The sequence below is a fragment of the Streptomyces sp. NPDC086989 genome (assembly GCF_044745505.1).
GTDB lineage: Bacteria > Actinomycetota > Actinomycetes > Streptomycetales > Streptomycetaceae > Streptomyces.
On record NZ_JBIVAL010000003.1, the window covers coordinates 209,430 to 229,980 of the forward strand.

At 71.0% G+C, this 20,551-nt stretch carries 17 protein-coding genes and 1 pseudogene; 6 read left to right on the top strand and 12 right to left on the bottom strand.

Annotated features, from left to right (window positions below; all coding sequences use genetic code 11):
* Positions 1–22 precede the first annotated feature (22 nt).
* From ACIPK4_RS07695 to ACIPK4_RS07705, 3 genes are all read right to left on the bottom strand, one after another.
* On the bottom strand, positions 23–1,663 hold the full coding sequence (locus ACIPK4_RS07695) for a polyamine aminopropyltransferase (RefSeq protein WP_402309962.1): 1,641 nt from the start codon (positions 1,661–1,663) through the stop codon (positions 23–25).
* 143 nt (positions 1,664–1,806) lie between these two features.
* On the bottom strand, positions 1,807–2,349 hold the full coding sequence (locus tag ACIPK4_RS07700; RefSeq protein WP_054221703.1) for a DUF2617 family protein: 543 nt from the start codon (positions 2,347–2,349) through the stop codon (positions 1,807–1,809).
* Between the two features lie 236 nt (positions 2,350–2,585).
* Complete coding sequence (locus ACIPK4_RS07705) at positions 2,586–2,831, bottom strand: hypothetical protein (RefSeq protein WP_402309964.1); 246 nt, start codon at positions 2,829–2,831, stop codon at positions 2,586–2,588.
* 302 nt (positions 2,832–3,133) lie between these two features.
* Between ACIPK4_RS07705 and ACIPK4_RS07710 the strand changes: the two genes are divergently transcribed.
* Together ACIPK4_RS07710 and ACIPK4_RS07715 are read left to right on the top strand one after the other, a co-directional pair.
* Positions 3,134–4,342: a pyridoxal phosphate-dependent aminotransferase gene (locus ACIPK4_RS07710; RefSeq protein WP_402309967.1), complete on the top strand. Its 1,209-nt coding sequence runs from the start codon at positions 3,134–3,136 to the stop codon at positions 4,340–4,342.
* Positions 4,343–4,558: 216 nt separating this feature from the next.
* Positions 4,559–5,647: a glycosyltransferase family 39 protein gene (locus tag ACIPK4_RS07715; protein ID WP_402309969.1), complete on the top strand. Its 1,089-nt coding sequence runs from the start codon at positions 4,559–4,561 to the stop codon at positions 5,645–5,647.
* A 14-nt stretch (positions 5,648–5,661) separates the two neighbouring features.
* On the opposite strand, the gene ACIPK4_RS07720 is transcribed toward ACIPK4_RS07715, so the two are convergent.
* Both ACIPK4_RS07720 and clpB read right to left on the bottom strand, forming a co-directional pair.
* Positions 5,662–6,204, bottom strand: a complete 543-nt coding sequence (locus ACIPK4_RS07720) for a YbjN domain-containing protein (protein WP_054221699.1) — start codon at positions 6,202–6,204, stop codon at positions 5,662–5,664.
* A gap of 147 nt (positions 6,205–6,351) precedes the next feature.
* A complete protein-coding gene (gene clpB / locus ACIPK4_RS07725) occupies positions 6,352–8,952 on the bottom strand; it encodes an ATP-dependent chaperone ClpB (protein WP_402309971.1) in 2,601 nt (866 codons plus the stop codon).
* A gap of 93 nt (positions 8,953–9,045) precedes the next feature.
* Here clpB and ACIPK4_RS07730 point away from each other — a divergent pair, with 93 nt between their 5' ends.
* Positions 9,046–9,459, top strand: coding sequence for a pyridoxamine 5'-phosphate oxidase family protein (locus ACIPK4_RS07730; RefSeq protein ID WP_402309974.1), 414 nt, complete (start codon positions 9,046–9,048; stop codon positions 9,457–9,459).
* 144 nt (positions 9,460–9,603) lie between these two features.
* Here the strand turns inward: ACIPK4_RS07730 and ACIPK4_RS07735 are convergent, their stop codons facing one another.
* Together ACIPK4_RS07735 and ACIPK4_RS07740 are read right to left on the bottom strand one after the other, a co-directional pair.
* Positions 9,604–9,918, bottom strand: coding sequence for a hypothetical protein (locus ACIPK4_RS07735; RefSeq protein ID WP_030299141.1), 315 nt, complete (start codon positions 9,916–9,918; stop codon positions 9,604–9,606).
* Positions 9,915–10,142: a hypothetical protein gene (locus tag ACIPK4_RS07740; protein ID WP_159044076.1), complete on the bottom strand. Its 228-nt coding sequence runs from the start codon at positions 10,140–10,142 to the stop codon at positions 9,915–9,917. Before ACIPK4_RS07740 ends, ACIPK4_RS07735 begins: the two co-directional genes overlap by 4 nt.
* A gap of 102 nt (positions 10,143–10,244) precedes the next feature.
* Here ACIPK4_RS07740 and ACIPK4_RS07745 point away from each other — a divergent pair, with 102 nt between their 5' ends.
* Positions 10,245–11,258, top strand: a complete 1,014-nt coding sequence (locus tag ACIPK4_RS07745) for a helix-turn-helix transcriptional regulator (protein WP_376205486.1) — start codon at positions 10,245–10,247, stop codon at positions 11,256–11,258.
* A gap of 127 nt (positions 11,259–11,385) precedes the next feature.
* Here the strand turns inward: ACIPK4_RS07745 and ACIPK4_RS07750 are convergent, their stop codons facing one another.
* From ACIPK4_RS07750 to dnaK, 4 genes are read right to left on the bottom strand one after another with little or no spacing between them, the layout of a single operon-like run.
* The gene (locus ACIPK4_RS07750; RefSeq protein ID WP_054221695.1) at positions 11,386–11,838 is read right to left on the bottom strand and encodes a heat shock protein transcriptional repressor HspR; all 453 of its coding nucleotides are present in this window, start codon (positions 11,836–11,838) and stop codon (positions 11,386–11,388) included.
* 2 nt (positions 11,839–11,840) lie between these two features.
* Positions 11,841–13,025, bottom strand: coding sequence for a molecular chaperone DnaJ (gene dnaJ, locus ACIPK4_RS07755; protein WP_054221694.1), 1,185 nt, complete (start codon positions 13,023–13,025; stop codon positions 11,841–11,843).
* A gap of 39 nt (positions 13,026–13,064) precedes the next feature.
* Entirely contained in the window at positions 13,065–13,745 is a 681-nt protein-coding gene (gene grpE, locus ACIPK4_RS07760) for a nucleotide exchange factor GrpE (protein ID WP_402309979.1), read from the bottom strand.
* Complete coding sequence (gene dnaK / locus ACIPK4_RS07765; RefSeq protein WP_402309982.1) at positions 13,745–15,598, bottom strand: molecular chaperone DnaK; 1,854 nt, start codon at positions 15,596–15,598, stop codon at positions 13,745–13,747. The genes grpE and dnaK overlap by 1 nt, the downstream gene beginning before the upstream one ends.
* A 291-nt stretch (positions 15,599–15,889) precedes the next feature.
* Between dnaK and ACIPK4_RS07770 the strand changes: the two genes are divergently transcribed.
* Together ACIPK4_RS07770 and ACIPK4_RS07775 are read left to right on the top strand one after the other, a co-directional pair.
* Positions 15,890–16,471: a sugar transferase gene (locus tag ACIPK4_RS07770; RefSeq protein ID WP_402309984.1), complete on the top strand. Its 582-nt coding sequence runs from the start codon at positions 15,890–15,892 to the stop codon at positions 16,469–16,471.
* 110 nt (positions 16,472–16,581) lie between these two features.
* Positions 16,582–18,804: pseudogene (locus tag ACIPK4_RS07775) on the top strand ((Fe-S)-binding protein); the annotation flags it as partial.
* 930 nt (positions 18,805–19,734) lie between these two features.
* Here ACIPK4_RS07775 and ACIPK4_RS07780 read toward each other — a convergent pair.
* A complete protein-coding gene (locus tag ACIPK4_RS07780) occupies positions 19,735–20,403 on the bottom strand; it encodes a hypothetical protein (RefSeq protein WP_402309987.1) in 669 nt (222 codons plus the stop codon).
* Between the last annotated feature and the right edge of the window lie 148 nt (positions 20,404–20,551).

A 20,551-nucleotide genomic window follows, 5' to 3' on the forward strand; every position in this document is an offset into this window, starting at 1 on the left:
CCTCCCGCGCCCGGTGCGGCACCTACGAATACCGCGGGTGCGGGAGCGTCGACGGCGGCAGGCCCGCCACACGGGTGCGCTCGGCGTCGCGCTCGGCGTCGCGCAGGGACCGGGTGGACAGCGACCGCAGCCCCGGCGTGCCGGGATCCACCCGCAGCTCGGGGACCCGTTCCCGGCGGGCCAGTACGAAGCCCCAGTCCTGCGGTGGCGTCTCGGCGGTGCCGGGGCTGCGGTCGGGGCCGGCGGCGAAGCCGGAGAGCCGCCCGCCCGCGCTGTAGGGGGCGGTGTGCAGGCCGGCCGCGCGCAGGGTGGCCTCGACCGTCCAGTACGTGCGCGGGCGCGTGGCCAGCGGTCCGGCGTGCACGGCGATCCGCCCGCCGGGGTGCAGGGCCCGCGCGGCGAGCCCGTAGAACTCCTGGGAGTACAGCTTCGTGCTGGGCGTGATGCCCGGGTCGGGGAGGTCGGAGACGATCACGTCGAAGCCGTCCCGGCCGCCGGGGCCCCGCAGCCAGCGGAAGGCGTCCTGCGTGACGACCCCGAGCCGCGGGTCCTCGTACACGCGGCCGTTGAGCGCGGAGAGCATCGGGTCGGTGCGGGCGAGCCGGACCACGCCGGGGTCGAGTTCGACGACGGTGACGGAGGTGACGTCGCGGTAGCGCAGCACCTCGCGGGCGGCGAGCCCGTCGCCGCCGCCGAGGACCAGGACCCGGCTGTGCGGGCCGGTCATCGCGGGGTGCACGAGGGCCTCGTGATAGCGGTACTCGTCGTAGCCGCTGACCCGCAGCCGGCCGTCCAGGAACAGGTCGAGGGAGCGGGGGGAGCCGGTGGCGGGCCCGGTCAGGACGAGTTCCTGGACGCCGGTCTGCTCCGCGACGCGGACCTCGGCGCCGTACACGGCGCGCCGGGCGACCCGCTCGAAGTCGTCGGCGAGGACGGTCGCGCAGGCGAGGGCGGACAGCACGGTGACGTTCGCGATGATCAGCAGCCAGCGCGAGCGCCGGCTCAGGTCGCGGCGGAACAGCCACAGGACGAGGCCCCCGCCGACGACCGCGTTGACGGTGCCGGTCAGCATGGCACCGGTGAGCTGGCCGAGCACCGGCAGCAGCAGGAACGGGAAGGCCAGCCCGCCGACCAGGGCGCCCACGTAGTCGGCGGCGAACAGGTCGGCGACCGCGCCGCCGGCGTCCTGTCTGCGGATGCGCTGGATGAGGACCATCAGCAACGGGATCTCGGCGCCGATGAGCACGCCGATCGCGAAGGAGAAGGCCACGAGCGCGGGCCTCGACCCGCCCAGCCAGGCGAAGCTCGCGTACAGCGCCATCGCCGACAGCCCGCCGAGCAGCGCGAGACCCGCCTCGATGGCCGCGAACCCGACGGCGGGCCGGTTGCGGAGCCGTTTGGCCAGCAGGGACCCCACGCCCATCGCGAAGACCATGACGGACAGCACGACGGACGCCTGGGTGACGGAATCGCCGATGAGGTAGGAACCGAGGGCCAGCAGTTCCAGCTCGTACACGAGCCCGCAGGCGGCACAGACGAACACGGTGGCCAGCACGAGGAGTCGGCCGGTCCGGGGCCGTACGGGCAGGGCGGCCGGAAGGGTCGCCACGCCCCGCGGCTCCGGAGCCGGGAGCACCCGGCGCGGGACGGAACGGTCGATCATGCAGCGAACCGTACGTCACCACCCACTTGCATCCCGTCACCCACATGGGTGCAAGTGACGTACGGTTCCAGCCGGATGGCGTAACCGTGCGGGGGCGCTCACGACGCCCGCGCCCCCCGGAGGGCCGAGGCCGGGACCCGCCCCTAGCGTGCGGCGGACTCCAGGGCTCCGGCGGATGCGCCCGTCCGTGCCCCGACCCTCGTACGAGTGGCCACCAACTGGCCTTCCTGCGGGTATGCGTGCCAGGTTCGCCAGCGCACCTGCCCCTCGTGGCGCTGCGCGAGCATGGCGGTGAAGGCGTGCGGGCTGCCGGGAAAGGTTCCGGCCAACCCGTTCGGGTGGTCCGCGACCAGCGCGAGCAGCTCCTGCGCGCGCCCCGCGAAAGAGCCCTGCGACAGGGTCTCCACCCGCGCGGCGAACTCGTACTCCCAGTCACCCATCCGCTTCGCCACGCCGAGCGGCAGCGGCGTGCGGCTGCCGGGCATGCAGGCGACCGTCTCCGAGCAGAGCACCGCGCCCTCCTCCAGGAGCACCTGGTGCGAGGCTCCGAGCAGGCGCAACTCCAGCTTCGCCCCCGCCAGGTCGAGGTTCAGCACGGCCAGGGCGGGCAGCCGGTCCCGACCCAGTGCCCAGGCGAGATCGGCGGCACGCGTGTCGGTGTAGGAGGTCTGGAGGGTCGTGAGCATGAGTCGGCTCCGCAAACGCGCGAGGGAGATGGGCCGGGGCCCGCCAGCGGTAGTCAACGGGTGGGGGGACACCGGCACGGGTCCACAGGAAGTCCAGGGAGGTCCGAGGACTGGTCTACTCAACCGAGGGAATCATGAAAGGCACGGCACTCACAGCGTTTTTACCCAACTTGGTTGGGTTTACATCCCCCCGGGGGCTACTCAGTTCACGTGTTCAAACCCGGCCGTCCCGCGCGTCACGCCACACCGGCCCCGAAAGCCGGAACTTTCTCCTCCAGGATCCGGAACATCCGGATCCACCAGCGCGAACGTGAGGGCGCCCGGCGGAAGTTGGCTCCGCCGGGCGCCCTGCGCTCGCGGCGCCGGCTGCCCCGTGTCAGCTGGAGCCGCAGCCCCCGCCGCCACAGGAGGACGAAGAGCCCCCGCAGGACGAGGAGGAACCACAGGAGGAGGAAGAGCCGCACGAGGAGCTGCTCCCGCACGAGGAACCGCCGCCGCCCGCCCACCACGACGAGCCGGAGCCCGAGCCGGAGCCCGAACCCGCATCGGATCCGGTCCAGGCGCGGACCACCTTCACCACCAGGAACACGAAGGCCGCGACGGCCGCCACCACGAGCAGCAGAACGAAAACAGACATGACCCCAACCCCCCTCCAACGCCTCGGTCCCCCGAGAGCCGACTGTTCCCCAGCGGGCCGTGGCCCGCGTGAAGGGGGGATGCCCGCAGGCCACCCGGGCCAAAGCACACTTGAGCAAGTCCAGAGGTTGCCCCCAGGATTGCGCCCATGAGCGCACCCGTGGGCGGCAGCCGCCCCCTCCTGAACCGCCGCCTCGCCTCCTTCGGGACGACGATCTTCGCGGAGATGTCGGCCCTGGCCGCCCGCACCGGGTCGATCAACCTCGGCCAGGGCTTCCCCGACACCGACGGCCCCGCCGAGATCGCCGAGGCCGCCTCCCGCGCCGTACTGTCCGGCCGCGGCAACCAGTACCCGCCGGGCCCCGGCGTCCCGGAGCTGCGCGCCGCGATCGCCCGGCACCAGCAGCGGTTCTACGGCCTGCCCTACGATCCGGACACCGAGGTCCTGGTCACGGCGGGCGCCACGGAGGCCATCGCCGCCTCGCTCCTCGCCCTGCTCGAACCGGGTGACGAGGTCATCGCCCTGGAGCCGTACTACGACTCGTACGCCGCCTGCATCGCGATGGCCGGGGCCACCCGCGTCCCGGTCACCCTGCGCCCGCGCGCCCCGGGGTCCTCCCCGGCGGCGGCCGGCGGCGCGTTCGCGCTCGACCTCGACGAACTGCGCGCCGCGGTCACCCCGCGCACCCGCCTGCTCCTGCTGAACACCCCGCACAACCCGACGGGCACGGTCCTGACCCCGGCCGAGCTCGCCGCGATCGCGGAACTCGCACGGGAACGCGACCTGCTCGTGGTCACCGACGAGGTCTACGAGCACCTCGTCTTCGAGGGCGCCCACGTCCCGCTGGCCTCGCTGCCCGGCATGCGCGAGCGCACCGTCACCATCGGATCGGCCGGCAAGACGTTCTCCTTCACCGGATGGAAGGTCGGCTGGATCACCGCCCCGCCGGAGCTGGTCTCCGCCGTCCGCTCCGCGAAGCAGTTCCTGACGTACGTCTCCTCGGGCCCCTTCCAGTACGCCGTCGCGCAGGCCCTGGACCTTCCCGACGCCTACTTCGACGGCTTCCGCGCCGACCTGGCGGCCAAGCGCGACATCCTCGCCGACGGCCTCGCAGCCGCCGGCTTCCAGGTCTTCCGCCCGCAGGGCACGTACTTCATCACCACCGACATCACCCCGCTCGGAGAGAAGGACGGCCTCGCCTTCTGCCGCGCCCTGCCCGAGCGCTGCGGCGTGGTCGCCATCCCGAACCAGGTGTTCTACGACGACCAGGCCGCCGGCGCCACCCAGGTCCGCTGGGCCTTCTGCAAGAAGACGGAGGTCCTCGAAGAGGCCGTCGAGCGGCTGCGGCGGCTCTGAGGTCGGTGTCGCCCGCGGCCCGCGGGGGCCCATGGCTGATTTCACCGGAGGTTCCGACGGCATTCACACCCGCGGGGCGGTCCTGAGCTTTAGGGTGCCCGAGGCCCTCCTCGCCGGGAGGGCCTCCTTCACGCGGCGCGGGAAAGACGGGGGTCCATGGCGGCGACGGGCAGTGTGTCGGTTTCCGTAGGTCCGCAGGAGCTCCGGACCGGGAGGGTGCCCGCGGCCCTCGCCGCCCTCGGGGCGTTCGCCGCCGTCCGCGCCGGCGGCGCTCTGGTCCTCGCCACCGGGGCGTGGTGGGCCGGGCGCAGCCCCGTGCGCGTGCTCGGGCACTCCTGGGACTCCGTCTGGTACCTCGGCATCGCCGTGCACGGCTACGGCCGCACCCAGATGTGGGTCTCGTCCGGTCTCGTGCAGAGCGACCGCGCCTTCTTCCCGCTGTACCCGCTGCTCGTGCGGCTGGCCGGCGCCACCGCCTGGGCCGGGCTGCTGGTGGCCTGGACCGCCGCCGCGGTGGCCGCCGTCGGGGTGTACCGGGTCGGGGAGCTGGTGCTGGGCCCGCGCGCCGGGGTGCTGCTGGTGGCGCTGTGGGCGGCCACCCCGCACGCGGTCGTGCTGACCCTCGCCTACACCGAGCCGCTGCTGGCGGCGCTCGCCGCCTGGGCGTTGTACGCCGTGCTGCGCCGCCGCTGGCTGTGGGCCGCGGGCCTCGCCGTGCTCGCCGGACTGACCCGCCCGACGGGGATCGCCGTCGGCGCCGCCGTGACCGCCGCCGCCCTGCACGCCGTGCTCGTACGAAGATCCCGCGCGCCCGGGGTGTGGGCCGCCGCGCTGCTGGCCCCGGCGGGCTGGGCGGCGTACGTCGCGGCCGTCGGCATACGCACCGGGAGCCCCGCCGGGTACTTCACCGTGCAGGAGCGCTGGGGCTCCCGCTTCGACTTCGGCTCGTACACCACGGCCACCGTCTGGCGGGCGCTGACCGGCGCGCCGCTGCCGCTCGCCTCCTTCGTGACCGTGGCCGTCCTGGCCGCCGCCGGGCTCCTGGCGGTGCTCCTGCTGCTCGACCGGATGCCGGTGGCGCTGCTCGCGTACACGGCCGTCCTGCTGCTGATCACCTACGGCGGGGCCGGCTACTTCGAGTCGAAGCCCCGCTTCCTGCTCCCGGCGTTCCCGCTGCTCCTGCCGGTCGCCGCCGCAATGGCGCGAGCCCGGCCGCGCTCCGCGGTCGTGGCGACCGCGGGGCTGGCCGGGCTCTCGTACGGCTACGGGCTGTACCTGCTGCTGATCGCCCGCGTACCGCTGTGACGGACGGGCGACGACTAGGCGTCGTCGCCGCCGTCCTTGTCGTCGCCGTCGGTGGAGTCGATCTCCTTCTCCAGGCCGAGCTGCTCCACGAGCCACTTGTCGAACTCGATGGAGGCCCGGACCCAGCTGACCGTGGAGGAAACGAAGTGCTCCAGGCTGACGCCGGTGCCGATCAGCATCTGCGCCTCGCCGATCAGGCGGACGGAGCCGTCGTCGTGCGTGTGGCTGTAGACCTTCGGCCACAGGGTGCGGCGGTTCCAGTCGTCGATCGACTCGAGGAGCTGGGGCTTGTCCTCGATCGCGTGCGGACGGTCGTAGAACGTCCGCACCGAGAAGACCTGCTGCTCGTCCTCGCCGCGGAACATGAAGTACGTCCGGAACTCCTCCCACGGCGCCGCGAGGTCACCCTCGTCGTCGACGACGTACTTGAGCTCCATCTGCTCCAGCAGCTGCTTGACCAGATCCTGGTCGGGGACGACGGGGCCCGCCGGTCCTGTGGCCTGCGGATCGGGCTGCTGCCCACCGAAATTCGGAATCGAGGCCGGGTCGATGCTCACCGTGAATTTCCCTTCGTGCGGATGATGTCATCCTCCCCCATCCGGCCCTCCCCGTGTCCAGCCCCGACGGCTGCGATCCGCGCAGGGCGGACAGGGATCCGCCGGCCGGGGGGGCCGGGGCCCGGGGGCCAGACCCCCGGGGCGCGGTCAGAGCGCCTTGCCGACGATGAGGTCCTCGCCCGCCACGTCGACCCGGACCGTGTCGCCGTCGCGGACCTCGCCCGCCAGGATCTCCTTGGCCAGGCGGTCGCCGATCGCCGTCTGGATCAGGCGGCGCAGCGGGCGGGCACCGTACGCCGGGTCGTTGCCCTTGTCCGCCAGCCAGGCCAGGGCCTCGGGCGTGACGTCCAGGGTCAGGCGCCGGTCGGCCAGGCGGCGGGCCAGGCCGGCGATCTGGAGCTCGGCGATGTGCGCCAGCTCGTCCCGGGTCAGCGCGGAGAAGACGACCAGGTCGTCGAGGCGGTTGAGGAACTCGGGCTTGAAGGAGGCCCGGACCACTTCCAGGACCTGCTCGCGCTTCTCCTGCGCCGAGCTCGACGGGTCCATCAGGAACTGGCTGCCCAGGTTCGAGGTCAGGATGAGGATCGTGTTGCGGAAGTCCACGGTGCGGCCCTGGCCGTCCGTGAGGCGGCCGTCGTCCAGGACCTGGAGCAGGATGTCGAAGACCTCGGGGTGGGCCTTCTCCACCTCGTCCAGCAGCACCACGGAGTACGGGCGGCGACGGACGGCCTCGGTCAGCTGGCCGCCCTCCTCGTAGCCGACGTAGCCGGGCGGGGCGCCGACCAGACGGGCCACGCTGTGCTTCTCGGAGTACTCCGACATGTCGATGCGGACCATGGCCCGCTCGTCGTCGAAGAGGAAGTCCGCGAGGGCCTTGGCCAGCTCCGTCTTGCCCACGCCCGTGGGGCCCAGGAAGAGGAACGAGCCGGTCGGGCGGTCGGGGTCGGCGATCCCGGCCCGGGTGCGGCGCACGGCGTCCGAGACGGCCCGTACGGCCTCGCCCTGGCCGATCAGGCGGCGGCCCAGCTCGTCCTCCATGCGCAGCAGCTTCTGGGTCTCCCCTTCGAGGAGGCGGCCGGCCGGGATGCCGGTCCAGGCGCCCACCACATCGGCGATGTCGTCGGGGCCGACCTCGTCCTTGACCATCGCGGACTTGGCGCTGCCGGTCTTGGAGGCCTCTTCCTCCTCCTCGGTGGCCTCGGCCAGCTCGCGCTCCAGGGCCGGGATCTCGCCGTAGAGCAGCTTGGAGGCGGTGTCGAAGTCGCCGTCTCGCTGTGCGCGCTCGGCCTGTCCGCGCAGGTCGTCCAGGCGCTCCTTGAGCTCTCCGACGCGGTTGAGGGACTGCTTCTCCTTCTCCCAGCGGGCGGTCAGGCCCCGCAGGTCCTCCTCCCGGTCCGCCAGGTCCTTGCGGAGCTTGTCCAGGCGCTCGATCGAGGCCGGGTCCGACTCGTTCCTCAGCGCCAGCTCCTCCATCCGCAGGCGGTCGACCGAGCGCTGCAGCTCGTCGATCTCCAGGGGCGAGGAGTCGATCTCCATGCGCAGCCGGGACGCGGCCTCGTCGACGAGGTCGATGGCCTTGTCGGGCAGGAAGCGGGAGGTGATGTACCGGTCGGACAGGGTCGCGGCGGCCACCAGCGCACTGTCGTTGATGACGACCTTGTGGTGGGCCTCGTAGCGGCCCTTGAGCCCGCGCAGGATCGCGATGGTGTCCTCGACGCTCGGCTCGGCGACCAGCACCTGCTGGAAGCGGCGCTCCAGCGCCGGGTCCTTCTCGATCCGCTCGCGGTACTCGTCGAGCGTGGTCGCGCCGACCATCCGCAGTTCGCCGCGGGCCAGCATGGGCTTGAGCATGTTGCCCGCGTCCATGGCGGAGTCCCCGCCGGCGCCCGCGCCGACGACGGTGTGCAGCTCGTCGATGAAGGTGATGATCTGGCCGTCGCTGGACTTGATCTCCGCCAGGACCGTCTTGAGCCGCTCCTCGAACTCACCGCGGTACTTCGCGCCGGCGACCATCGCGCCGAGGTCGAGCGAGACCAGACGCTTGTTCTTCAGCGACTCGGGGACGTCGCCCTTGACGATGCGCTGCGCGAGGCCCTCGACGACGGCCGTCTTGCCGACGCCGGGCTCGCCGATGAGCACCGGGTTGTTCTTCGTACGGCGCGACAGGACCTGGACGACGCGCCTGATCTCCTGATCGCGGCCGATGACCGGGTCGAGTTTGCCCTCACGCGCTGCCGCCGTGAAGTCGGTGCCGAACTTCTCCAGGGCCTTGTACTGGCCCTCGGGGTCGGGGGTGGTCACCCGCCGTCCTCCTCGTGCGTTCTCGAAGGCGTCCAGCAGCTTCTTCGCCGTCGCGCCCTGGGCGGAAAGGACCTCACCGGCCGCGCCGCCCTTGGCGGCGATCGCGATGAGGAGGTGTTCGGTGGAGAGGTAGTCGTCGCCGAGCCGGCCGGCCTGCTGGTCGGCCTCGGCGAGTACGGCGAGCAGCTCACGCGTGGGCTGCGGAGGCGCGACCGTGGAGCCCGTGACGCTGGGCAGGGCGGCCAGCAGCTTCTCCGCGCCGACGCGGACCGCCGCCTGGTCGGCTTCGGTGGCCGCGAGCAGGTCGGTGATGTTCTCGTTGTCCTCGCCGGCGAGCAGGGCCAGCAGCAGGTGCGCCGGGGTCAGGTCCGCGTGGCCGTCCTTCACGGCCCGGCTGGTGGCCGCGTTCAGGGCGTCCCGGCTCTTGTTGGTCAGCTCGGCATCCACGGGCGACTTCTCCTCTCAGGAGCGGCTGTGAGTATGTCAGCGTGCGCAAAGTTGAGTCTATTCCACTCAAGGCCGCAGTCGTACCCTCAGGCCATGGCTCATGACGTACTCAACCCGACGCCCGAGTACCTCGCCTTCTGGCGGGAGCGGCACGTCTGCACCCTGACCACCCCGCGCCCCGACGGGACGCCCCACGTGGTGCCGGTGGGCGTCACGTACGACCCCGAGGCCGGCCTGGCCCGGGTGATCAGCAACAAGCACAGCAAGAAGATCCGCAACGTGCTGGCGGCTCAGGCGACGGAGCACGGCCCGGCGCGGGTCGCGGTGTGCCAGATGGAGGGGCGCCGCTGGGCGACCCTGGAGGGGCGCGCGGTGATCCGTACGGACGAGGCCTCGGTCGCCGAGGCGGTGGCGCGCTACGCGGAGCGCTACGGGCGGACGCCGTCGCCCAACCCCGACCGCGTCGTCATGGAGATCACCCTCGACCGGGCCATGGGCCGCGCCTGAACCGGCGGAGAAGTTCGGTTTTCACCTTGTCCGGTTCAAGCACTGGACGCGGACATCACAACGGCGCCATCGTGGTCAGGTCCACGATGGCGCCGTTGTGTGGGGGAAGCACCTGGAGCGATCTGCAACGACGGGGGAATCGCTTCAGGCACTGCGGGGGGTGGCGGTGGTGATATCGGGTTCGAAGAGCTGGTGGTCGCGCTGATCAAGGTTGACGAAGACCATTCCGTAGCGCACCTCGCAGCGGACGGGCTGCGGCGCGCCGCGGGGGCGGCGCAGGCATCGGTACGCCCGGACGTCTTCGTCCTCCTCGCGCGTGATGACGATGGGCTGTCCGAACAGGGTGACCATCAACGAATCGCCAGGGTGGGGGATGGCCGTGGCAAGGTCGATGAACTGCCAGCCGGAGCGGTAGGCAGAGGCCATTTCACGACGGAAACCGCGGTCGTCGGGGGTCATGCCGCGATCTCCGTGCCGAGGGCGCCGGCTTCGGCGTCGACGGGGGCGGAACGCCACCCGCTGTCCATCGGTGCCGCGCGCCATCCGCTGTCCTCCAGCGGCGCCGCCTGGAGGCCGGCGGCACCCCCTGCAGCGCCCCCCAGGGTGACCCCGGCAAGTCCCAGACCGGCCACAGCCGAGAAGATGACGGTGGCAAGCGCCGAGCGAAGCATTCTCTTGTTCATGGTCGGCTTCGTCCTCACTTGATGAAATCCTCTCCCCCGCCTGTCAGACGATGGCTCATTCAGGCACATCACTGCCACAGGGACGATGCATCATGTTCTTGCATGTTCAGGACCCTGGGGGGTGGAGATTTGACCATAAACCGAACAAAAGCGACACATCCCCACTCGGTCACCGAGCTGTGCAGCGAGGGGGCACGGCTCTACACGAGCGCGCTGAGGACGGGACGTATCGCACGTGGGGATGTCAAAACGGCACCCTGTCTGCTCGATCTGGCGTTGTTGCAGCCGGATCCTGATGACGCCAATTCGCTCCGTCCGGTTCCACCGGCGGTGGCACTCGCACAGCGGCTGCATCCGATCGAACGGGAGATCCGCGACAGACGTCGTGATTCCCTCGAACTGTCCGAGGCCTTCGAGCCATTTCTCGCCATCAGCGCGCAGAATCCGGCAAGCACCCACGCCATCACCGTGCTCGAGGGCTTCGACCCCATCAATGCCGCCCTCAACCTCGCCACGGCCGAGTGCCACACGGAGATGCTCACCATCCAGCCCGGCGGCGCCCGGCCCAGCCTGGAGCTCACCGAGGCCCTGGAACGCGACCAGCCGCTGACCGACCGCGGTGTCCGGATCCGGACCCTCTACCAGCACACCGTCCGGCACAGCCGCGGCACCCTCGCGTACGTCGACCTCCTCAAGGCCGGCAAGGTCGAGGTGCGCACGCTGGAGGAGCTCTTCGAGCGCCTCATCATCTTCGACCGGACCGTCGCCTTCATACCGGCCAGCGACGACCGCCAGGTCGCCCTGGAACTGCGCCACCCCGGGCTGGTCGACTACCTCATCAAGGTGTTCGAGCAGCTGTGGCACCGCGCGGTGCCGCTCCAGGAGGAAGTGACGTACCAGCACACCCGCGGCGGCATCTCGGGCGTGCAGCGCACCATCGCCCAGCTCCTCATCGAGGGCCACGTCGACGAGGCCATCGCCCGCCGGCTCGGCATGAACGTACGGACCTGCCGCGCGCACATCGCGAAGCTGGCCGGCACCCTCGGCAGCGGCAGCCGCGCCCAGCTCGGCTTCCTCATCGCCCGCTCAGGGATCCTGGAGGACGAGGGCGACTGACGCCCCCCGGCACAACGCGCAGGCCCCGCCCGGGGTTCCCGGGCGGGGCCTGCGCGTTGGCACGTCAGCGTCGGCCGTGGGCCGTGGGCCGCCGACCGTGAGCCGTGGGTCGCCGGCCGCTCCGGCGTCAGTCGCTCTGGCGCTTCGGCGCGGGGCGCCACACGACCAGGGCGTTGCCCGCAACCGGTGGCTGGTATTTGACCAGATCCCGCCGGTACGAGGCGTGCACCTGGGCCTCGCGCTGCTGGAGCACGGCCGCCGCGCCGTCCACCGCCGCCGAGAGCTCGGCCACCCGCTGCTGGAGCGCCGCGACCTGGTTCTCCAGCTCGATGATCCGCTTGATGCCGGCCAGGTTGATGCCCTCGTCCTGGGACAGCGCCTGCACCGTGCGGAGCAGTTCGATGTCGCGTGCCGAGTAGCGCCGGCCGCGGCCGGCCGTCCGGTCCGGGGAGACCAGGCCGAGCCGGTCGTACTGGCGCAGGGTCTGCGGATGCAGGCCCGAGAGCTGGGCGGCCACCGAGATGACGTAGACAGGAGTGTCGTCGTTGAGCTGGTAGTGGCTCCTGCGCCGGCCGTCCATGTTCATGCTCCCCTCGCGGACTCGAACAGCGCGGCGCGCGGGTCCTCCGACTCCGTCGCGTCGCGGTACATCTCCAGCGCCTCGCGGGCCTTGTCCGACAGCGAGGCCGGAACGGCGACCTCCACCGTCACCAGCAGGTCTCCGCGGGTGCCGTCCTTGCGGACCGCTCCCTTGCCGCGGGCCCGCATCGTGCGCCCCGTGGGGGTGCCCGGCGGCAGCTTCAGCGTCACCGACGGGCCGTTCAGGGTCGGGACCTTGATGTCGGCGCCCAGGGCGGCCTCGGCGATCGTCACCGGAACGGTGACCGTCAGGTTGTCGCCCTTGCGGCCGAACACCGGGTGGCCGTCCACGTGGACGACGACGTACAGATCGCCGGCCGGACCGCCGCGCTCGCCCGGAGCCCCCTTGCCGCGCAGCCGGATCCGCTGGTTGTCCGAGACCCCCGGCGGGATGCGGACCTGCATGGTGCGGGAGGACTTGGCCCGCCCGCTGCCCTTGCAGACGTCGCAGGGGGTCTCCGCGATCAGGCCGCGGCCCTTGCAGTCCGCGCAGGGGTCGGTCAGCGAGAAACCGCCGCCGCTGCCCCGCGAGACCTGGCCGGTGCCGACGCACGTCGGGCACACGCGCGGCGTGCCGTTCTTGTCGCCGGTGCCCGAACAGGCCTTGCAGGGCGCCTGTGAGGACATCCGGAGCGGGACCGTGGCCCCGTCCACCGCCTCCGTGAAGGAGAGGGTGACCTCCGATTCGATGTCCTGGCCGCGGCGCGGCTGGGTACGGGCCCCGGGGCCCGCGCCGCCGCGGTTGAACAGGCCGCCGAAGACATCGCCCAGGCCGCCGCCGCCGAACCCGCCACCCGCTCCGCCACCCGGCTGGGTGCCGCCGAAGAGGTCGCCGAGGTCGAAGTTGAACGAGCCGCCGCCCCCGCCCGGGCCGGGGCGGAAGCCCCCGTTGCCGAACAGGGTGCGGGCCTCGTCGTACTCCTTGCGCCTCTTGGCGTCGCCGAGGATGTCGTTCGCCTCGGAGATCTCCTTGAAGCGCTCCTCGGCCGAGGCGTCGCCCTTGTTGGCGTCCGGGTGGAACTCGCGCGCGAGCTTCCGGTACGCCTTCTTGATCTCGGCCTCGGTGGCGTCCTTCGGGACACCGAGGACCTTGTAGTAGTCCTTCTCGACGAAGTCCTTCGTGCTCATCCCCGGTGTCCCTCCTCTCGTACCGCTACTGGTTCAACGTCAGCCCTTGTCGGGGGCATCCGTGTCCTTGTCCGACGGCGCGTCGGCCTCGGCCGACTCGGACTTGGGGGCCGCTCCCGGCTGGGGCTCGGCCACCGCGACCCGCGCGGGGCGGATCGTACGCTCGCCGATCCGGTACCCCGGCTGCAGGATCGCCACGCAGGTGTCCTCGGTGACGTCCGGCGCGTACGAGTGCATCAGGGCCTCGTGGATCGTCGGGTCGAAGGGCTCGCCCTCCTTGCCGAACTGCTGCAGCCCCATCTTGGCCGCGGCGGTCTCCAGCGATTCGGCCACCGACTTGAAGCCGCCGACCAGCTCGCCATGGTCCCGCGCCCGGCCGATGTCGTCCAGGGTCGGGAGCAGCTCCGTCAGGAGGGACGCGACCGCGATCTCCTTGACGGCGACCCGGTCCCGCTCCACCCGGCGGCGGTAGTTCTGGTACTCCGCCTGCAGGCGCTGGAGGTCCGCGGTGCGCTCGCCGAGCGCGGTGCGGGCCTGGTCCAGCTGCGCCAGCAGAGCCGTACCGCTGTCCTGGGCGGACTGTGCTGCTGCAGAGTCCCCGGCCGGGGCCGCGGCCTCCTCCTCGGAGGAAGCTGGGGCCTTCGGCTCGGCGGCGTCGTCAGGCGTGCCGTCGGCGGGGACTTCGGGCTTCTCCTCGAAGCCCGGGGTCTCCTCCGACATCAGGCAGCGCCGCCCTTCGGCTTGTCCTCGTCCACGATCTCGGCGTCGACGACGTCGTCGGCGGCGTCCGCGGCACCGGCCTGGCCCGCGTCACCCGCGCCACCGGCGGCCTGAGCGGCCTGCGCGTCGGCGTAGAGGGCCTGGCCGAGCTTCTGGCTGACCGCGGCGAGCTTCTCGGTCGCGGTGCGGATCTCGGCGGTGTCCTCGCCCTTGAGCTTGTCCTTCAGCTCGGTGACGGCGGCCTCGACCTCGGTCTTGACCTCGGCCGGGACCTTGTCCTCGTTGTCCTTGACGAACTTCTCCGTCTGGTAGACGAGCTGCTCGCCCTGGTTGCGGGACTCGGCCGCCTCCTTGCGGCGGAGGTCCTCGTCCGCGTACTGCTCCGCCTCCTGGCGCATGCGGTCGACCTCGTCCTTGCCGAGCGAGGAGCCGCCGGTAACGGTCATCTTCTGCTCCTTGCCCGTGCCGAGGTCCTTGGCCGTGACGTGCATGATGCCGTTCGCGTCGATGTCGAAGGAGACCTCGATCTGCGGGACGCCACGCGGGGCCGGCGGCAGGCCGGTCAGCTCGAACATGCCGAGCTTCTTGTTGTACGCCGCGATCTCGCGCTCACCCTGGTAGACCTGGATCTGCACGGACGGCTGGTTGTCCTCGGCCGTCGTGAAGATCTCGGACCGCTTGGTCGGGATCGTGGTGTTGCGCTCGATGAGCTTGGTCATGATGCCGCCCTTGGTCTCGATGCCGAGGGACAGCGGGGTCACGTCGAGGAGCAGGACGTCCTTGACCTCACCCTTGAGGACACCGGCCTGGAGGGTGGCGCCGATCGCGACGACCTCGTCCGGGTTGACGCCCTTGTTGGCGTCCTGACCGCCGGTGAGCTCCTTGACGAGCTCGGCGACGGCCGGCATGCGGGTGGAGCCGCCGACGAGGACCACGTGGTCGATCTCGGACAGCTGGATGCCGGCGTCCTTGATGACGTTGTGGAACGGGGTCTTGCAGCGGTCCAGGAGGTCCGCGGTCAGCTGCTGGAACTGGGCGCGCGTGAGCTTCTCGTCCAGGTGCAGCGGGCCCTCGGCGGAAGCCGTGATGTAGGGCAGGTTGATCGTGGTCTCCGTGGAGGAGGACAGCTCGATCTTCGCCTTCTCGGCGGCCTCGCGCAGACGCTGGAGCGCCATCTTGTCCTTGGACAGGTCGACGCCGTGGCCGTTGGCGAACTGCTTCACCAGGTAGTCGACGACGCGCTGGTCCCAGTCGTCACCGCCGAGGTGGTTGTCACCGTTGGTGGCCTTGACCTCGACGACGCCGTCGCCGATCTCCAGGAGCGACACGTCGAAGGTGCCGCCGCCCAGGTCGAAGACGAGAATGGTCTGGTCGTCCTTGTCCAGGCCGTAGGCCAGGGCGGCGGCGGTCGGCTCGTTGACGATGCGCAGGACGTTCAGGCCCGCGATCTCACCGGCCTCCTTCGTCGCCTGACGCTCGGAGTCGTTGAAGTAGGCCGGGACGGTGATGACCGCGTCCGTGACCTTCTCACCCAGGTAGGCCTCGGCGTCGCGCTTCAGCTTCTGCAGAATGAAGGCGCTCATCTGCTGCGGGTTGAAGTCCTTGCCATCCAGGTTGATCTTCCAGTCAGTGCCCATGTGGCGCTTGACGGAGCGGATGGTCCGGTCCACGTTCGTGACCGCCTGGCGCTTGGCCACCTCGCCGACGAGGACCTCGCCGTTCTTGGCGAAGGCGACGACGGACGGCGTGGTCCTGGCGCCCTCGGCGTTGGTGATGACGGTGGGCTCGCCGCCTTCGAGAACGCTGACGACGGAGTTAGTGGTGCCCAGGTCGATGCCGACCGCACGTGCCATTTTGATTTCCTCCAGCTGACTTGAGTGGAACAGACTCAACCATGCCGCATGGCCGCGCGCGCGTCAACAGAGGTGAGTGGAGTCGACTCAACTTTTATCCCGGCCTTAAGCTCACTCGCAGGGCGCACTGCCTCGTACCCGCAGCTCACCGGCCTGCACCGGCCTCCCCCGGCCTCTCACCGGCAGCTCGCCCGGGACGCGCCGCGGCTTCCGGGGGCCGAGCGGGCGATGCTCGGCCGGCCCACTGCGCGGCACCGCGGAAACCGCCGGATACGCGGGCAGGGTGCCCCCATGCCGCTGCCGCCGCTCACGCTCCCTCCGGTCCGGCCGTTGCGCGAGCTCCTGCTCCTGCTCCTGCCGTCGCGCCCGGCCGCTTGCCGGCCGGACGTGTCCGCGAAGCGGGTGGTCGACCTCCTCGGGGCCACCGCGCTGCTCGGGCTGTTCGCGGTGCCGCTGCTGGCCGTCGGCGCCCTGCTGTACGCGACCCAGGGCGGGCGGGTCCTCGTACGGCAGCCGGCGGCCGGGCTGGCCGGCCGGCCGTTCCGGACCTGGCGGCTGCACACGGACGCGGCGGGCCGGCTGGGGGCGGCGGTCCAGCGGTGCGCCCTGGACGGGATGCCGCAGCTGCTGAACGTGCTGCGCGGGGAGATGTCACTGGTCGGGCCGCGACCGGAGGCCCGCACGGACCGGGCCGACCGGCTCCTCGTACGGCCTGGAATGACTGGTTTGTGGCAGGTCAGCGCACGCTCCGACCTCCCCTGGGAGGAGATGGCCCTGCTGGACCGGCACTATGTGGAGAGCCATTGGCTGGGGATGGATCTCGCGATCCTGGCTCAGACCCCTCGGGCGGCCTGTCGACACAGGCATGCCTGAGCGACACAGATCACCGCTCGCTCACCTACATTGCGGCGCGGGGAATGGGTAACCTCAAGCCTTGACTCAATAAGTTACCGCTTAGTAAGTCCCGCCCGAGGAGCCCTCCCATGCAACTCGCCGCGATCATCGTGTCGCTGGTCCTGACCGTGGTCGGCGTCGCGCTGCTCGCCCGAGCCGTGGCGCAGATCTACCGCTTCGTGAAGCTCGGACAGCCCGTACCGGCAGGCAGCCGTACGGACGATCCGAAGGCACGAACGCTCACCCTGGTCCGGGAGTTCCTCGGCCACAGCCGGATGAACCGCTGGGGCATCGTCGGCTTCGCGCACTGGTTCGTCGCCATCGGCTTCCTGACGCTGCCCCCGACGCTGCTGCAGGCCTACGGCCAGCTCTTCCAGGCCGACTGGGTGCTGCCGATCGTCGGCGACTTCCTGCCGTTCGAGCTGTACATCGAGTTCATCGGCGTCATGACGATCCTCGGCATCCTGGTGCTGATCGCCATCCGGCTGCTGTCGCTGCCCTCCCGGGCGGGCCGCAAGTCGCGCTTCACCGGCTCGAAGGCCTGGCAGGCGTACTTCGTCGAGTACGTCATCCTCACGATCGGGCTCGCGATCCTCACCCTGCGCGGCCTCGAGGGCGCGATCCACCACGTGGACTCGTACGAGCCGGCGTACTTCGCCTCGTACCCGCTGGTGCTGGCCTTCAAGAGCCTCTCGCTCGGCACCCTGCAGAACGCCATCTACTTCACCGCGATGATCAAGATCGGCGTCTCGCTGATCTGGATGATCGTCGTCTCGCTGAACACCAACATGGGTGTCGCCTGGCACCGCTTCCTCGGCTTCCCGAACATCTGGTTCAAGCGCAACGCCGACGGCGCGACCGCGCTGGGCGCGCTCCAGCCGATGACGAGCGGCGGCAAGGAGATCGACTTCGAGGAGCCGGGCGAGGACGACGTCTTCGGCGTCTCCCAGGTCGAGCAGTTCTCCTGGAAGGGCATCCTCGACTTCTCCACCTGCACCGAGTGCGGCCGCTGCCAGTCGCAGTGCCCGGCCTGGAACACGGGCAAGCCCCTGTCCCCCAAGCTCCTGATCATGTCGCTGCGCGACCACGCCCACGCCAAGGCCCCGTACCTGCTCGCAGGTGGCGGCAAGACCATGGAGGGCGAGGAGAAGGCGACCGCGGAGCAGCTGAAGGACGTCCCGGCGGCGGCCCTGGCCGAGGCGGAGCGCCCGCTGATCGGCACCGCCGAGGAGAACGGCGTCATCGACCCGGACGTGCTGTGGTCCTGCACCACCTGCGGTGCGTGCGTGGAGCAGTGCCCGGTCGACATCGAGCACATCGACCACATCGTCGACATGCGCCGCTACCAGGTGATGATCGAGTCCGCGTTCCCGTCCGAGGCGGGCACGATGCTCAAGAACCTGGAGAAGAAGGGCAACCCCTGGGGTCTGGCCAAGAAGCAGCGCGTGGAGTGGACCAAGGAGGTCGACTTCGAGGTCCCGATCGTCGGCAAGGACGCCGAGGACCTCTCCGAGTACGACTACCTGTACTGGGTCGGCTGCGCGGGCGCCCTGGAGGACCGGGCCAAGAAGACGACGAAGGCCTTCGCGGAGCTCCTCAACATCGCGGGCGTCAAGTTCGCGATCATGGGCGGCGACGAGAAGTGCACCGGCGACTCCCCGCGCCGCCTCGGTAACGAGCCGCTGTTCCAGCAGCTCGCCCAGGAGAACGTGGCCATGCTGAACATGGCCTTCGGCGAGGACGACGAGGACCCGTCGACGAAGAAGCCGAAGTCGGCGAAGCGGATCGTCTCGACCTGCCCGCACTGCTTCAACACCATTGCGAACGAGTACCCGCAGCTGGGCGGCGAGTACGAGGTCATCCACCACACGCAGCTGCTCCAGCACCTGATCGACGAGGGCCGGCTGCTGCCGGTGACGCCGGTCGACGGGCTGATCACGTACCACGACCCCTGCTACCTGGGCCGGCACAACAAGGTCTACACGCCGCCGCGCGAGATCATGTCCGCCGTGCCGGGGCTGCGGCAGCAGGAGATGCACCGCCACAAGGAGCGGGGCTTCTGCTGTGGCGCCGGTGGCGCGCGGATGTGGATGGAAGAGCGCATCGGCAAGCGCATCAACAACGAGCGGGTGGACGAGGCCCTTTCCCTCAACCCGGACATCGTCTCGACCGCCTGCCCGTTCTGCCTGGTGATGCTGACCGACTCGGTCAACGGCAAGAAGAACGACGGCCAGGCCAAGGAATCCGTCCAGGTCGTGGACGTGGCGCAGCTCCTCCTGGAGTCGGTGAAGGCTCCGGGCCCGACGGAGGAGGAACTGGCGGCGGAGGCGGCGGCGGCCGAAGCGGCGGCGAAGGCCGAAGCGGAGGCCAAGGCAGAGGCCGCGGCCAAGGCGAAGGCGGAAGCTGAAGCCAAGGCGAAGGCCAAGGCAGAGGCTGAAGCCAAGGCCAAGGCGGACGCTGAGGCGGAGGCGGAAGCGGCGGCCAAGGCCAAGGCGGAAGCCGAGGCAGAGGCTGCGGCTGCTCCGGCTGCGGCGGGGGAAGCTGCCGAGGCCGAGTCGGCGGAGGAGGCTGCCGCCGAGACCGAAGCCGCTGCGCCGGCCCCGGCCGACGCGGACGCCGCTGCAGAAAGGGCGGAGGCCACTGCGGAGGCCGAGCCGAAGGCGGAGGCCGAGCCGAAGGCGGAGGCCGAGCCCGCCGCCGAGCCGAAGGCGGAGGCCGAGCCGAAGGCGGAGGCCGAGCCCGCCGCCGAGCCGAAGGCGGAGGCTGACGCCGAAACGGCGGCAGAAGCCGACGCGGAGGCCGAGTCGGCCGCAGGCGCCGCAGCCGACCCCAAGGCGGAGGTTGCGGGCGAGGGCGGAAGCGCCAAGTAGCCCGTAGCGACGCGAGCAACGCAACGCCGGTGCGGCCGGTCCCCTGAGCGGGGGCCGGCCGCACCGGCGTTTCGGGTTCCGGGGGCGTTCGCGGACTCGCCGGCCGTGCCGGAGCCGGACGTCCTGCCTGGGGTCGGGCAGCCCGTTACGGAGCCGTCGGTCGCGGAGCTGTCGGTCGCGGAGCCCGCCGTACCACCCTTCGTACCGCCGCTGTCTTCGCCGGCACGGCCGCCGTCCTGGCCTTCCCGGTCGGGTCGGCCTCCGGCTGCGTCGCCTCCCCGACCCTTCGGTCCCGGCCCTCAAGCCGCCCTTCGGCACCACGCGCTGCCCCGGCTCCTCCGCCATCTGCGCCCTCGGTGCCCTCTACCCCCTCTACGCCCTCGGCGCGCTCCGCTCCGCCGTGTACTTCTCGATCAGCTTCCCGTCGAACCGGTACACCCAGCTGCTCCCGCCGCCCTTGCCGTCGATGACGACGAACTTCACGCGCTTCCCGTCCTGGACGATCCGGTACGTCCAGCCGTCGTTCTGCGCGCTCGGGTGCTTCAGGTCGATCGCTGCGAGCCGGTTGCCGTTCGGCGTGGAGATCGCCACGCGCTTGCCGTCGGGGCCGTCGATCAGCTTCGCGATCCGCCCGTCCGGCACGGCGATCCGGACCGAGCTCTCCCTCTTCACCCCGGGCCTCGCCTTCGGCCCGACCTCCATCCACGAGGTCACGGTCCCGTTCGGCTGGAGGACGACGTGCAGCCCGTTGCTCTGCCCGTACGTCGTGGCGCCCCCCTTGCTGACCAGCGTGTCCCGCTTCGTCGAGCCGGCGAAGACGTCGGCCTCGAAGTGGTCGTCGCCGATCTTGTAGACCTCGGCGACCGAACCGTCCGCGAGCTTGACGGTGGTCACGAAGACCCGGGCCGGCTTCGGCTGGACCGCCGGCTGCGGCGCGGCCGACGCGTCCGCGAACGCGGAGCCGACCGGGAGGGCCAGGACAGCGGCCGTGCCGACGCAGACAGCGGCGGTACGAAGGGTGGTACGGCGGGTGCTACGCATGTGGAGGGCTCTCCTCGTGTTCGTGTTCGTGCTCGTGCTCGTGGTCGTGGTCTACGGCGACGGACACGAAGCTACGGACCCGATATCTACGTATTCCGTAGACCATGTAACGAACCCCCGCAGACTGCCCTGCAACCCCGTAAACCGG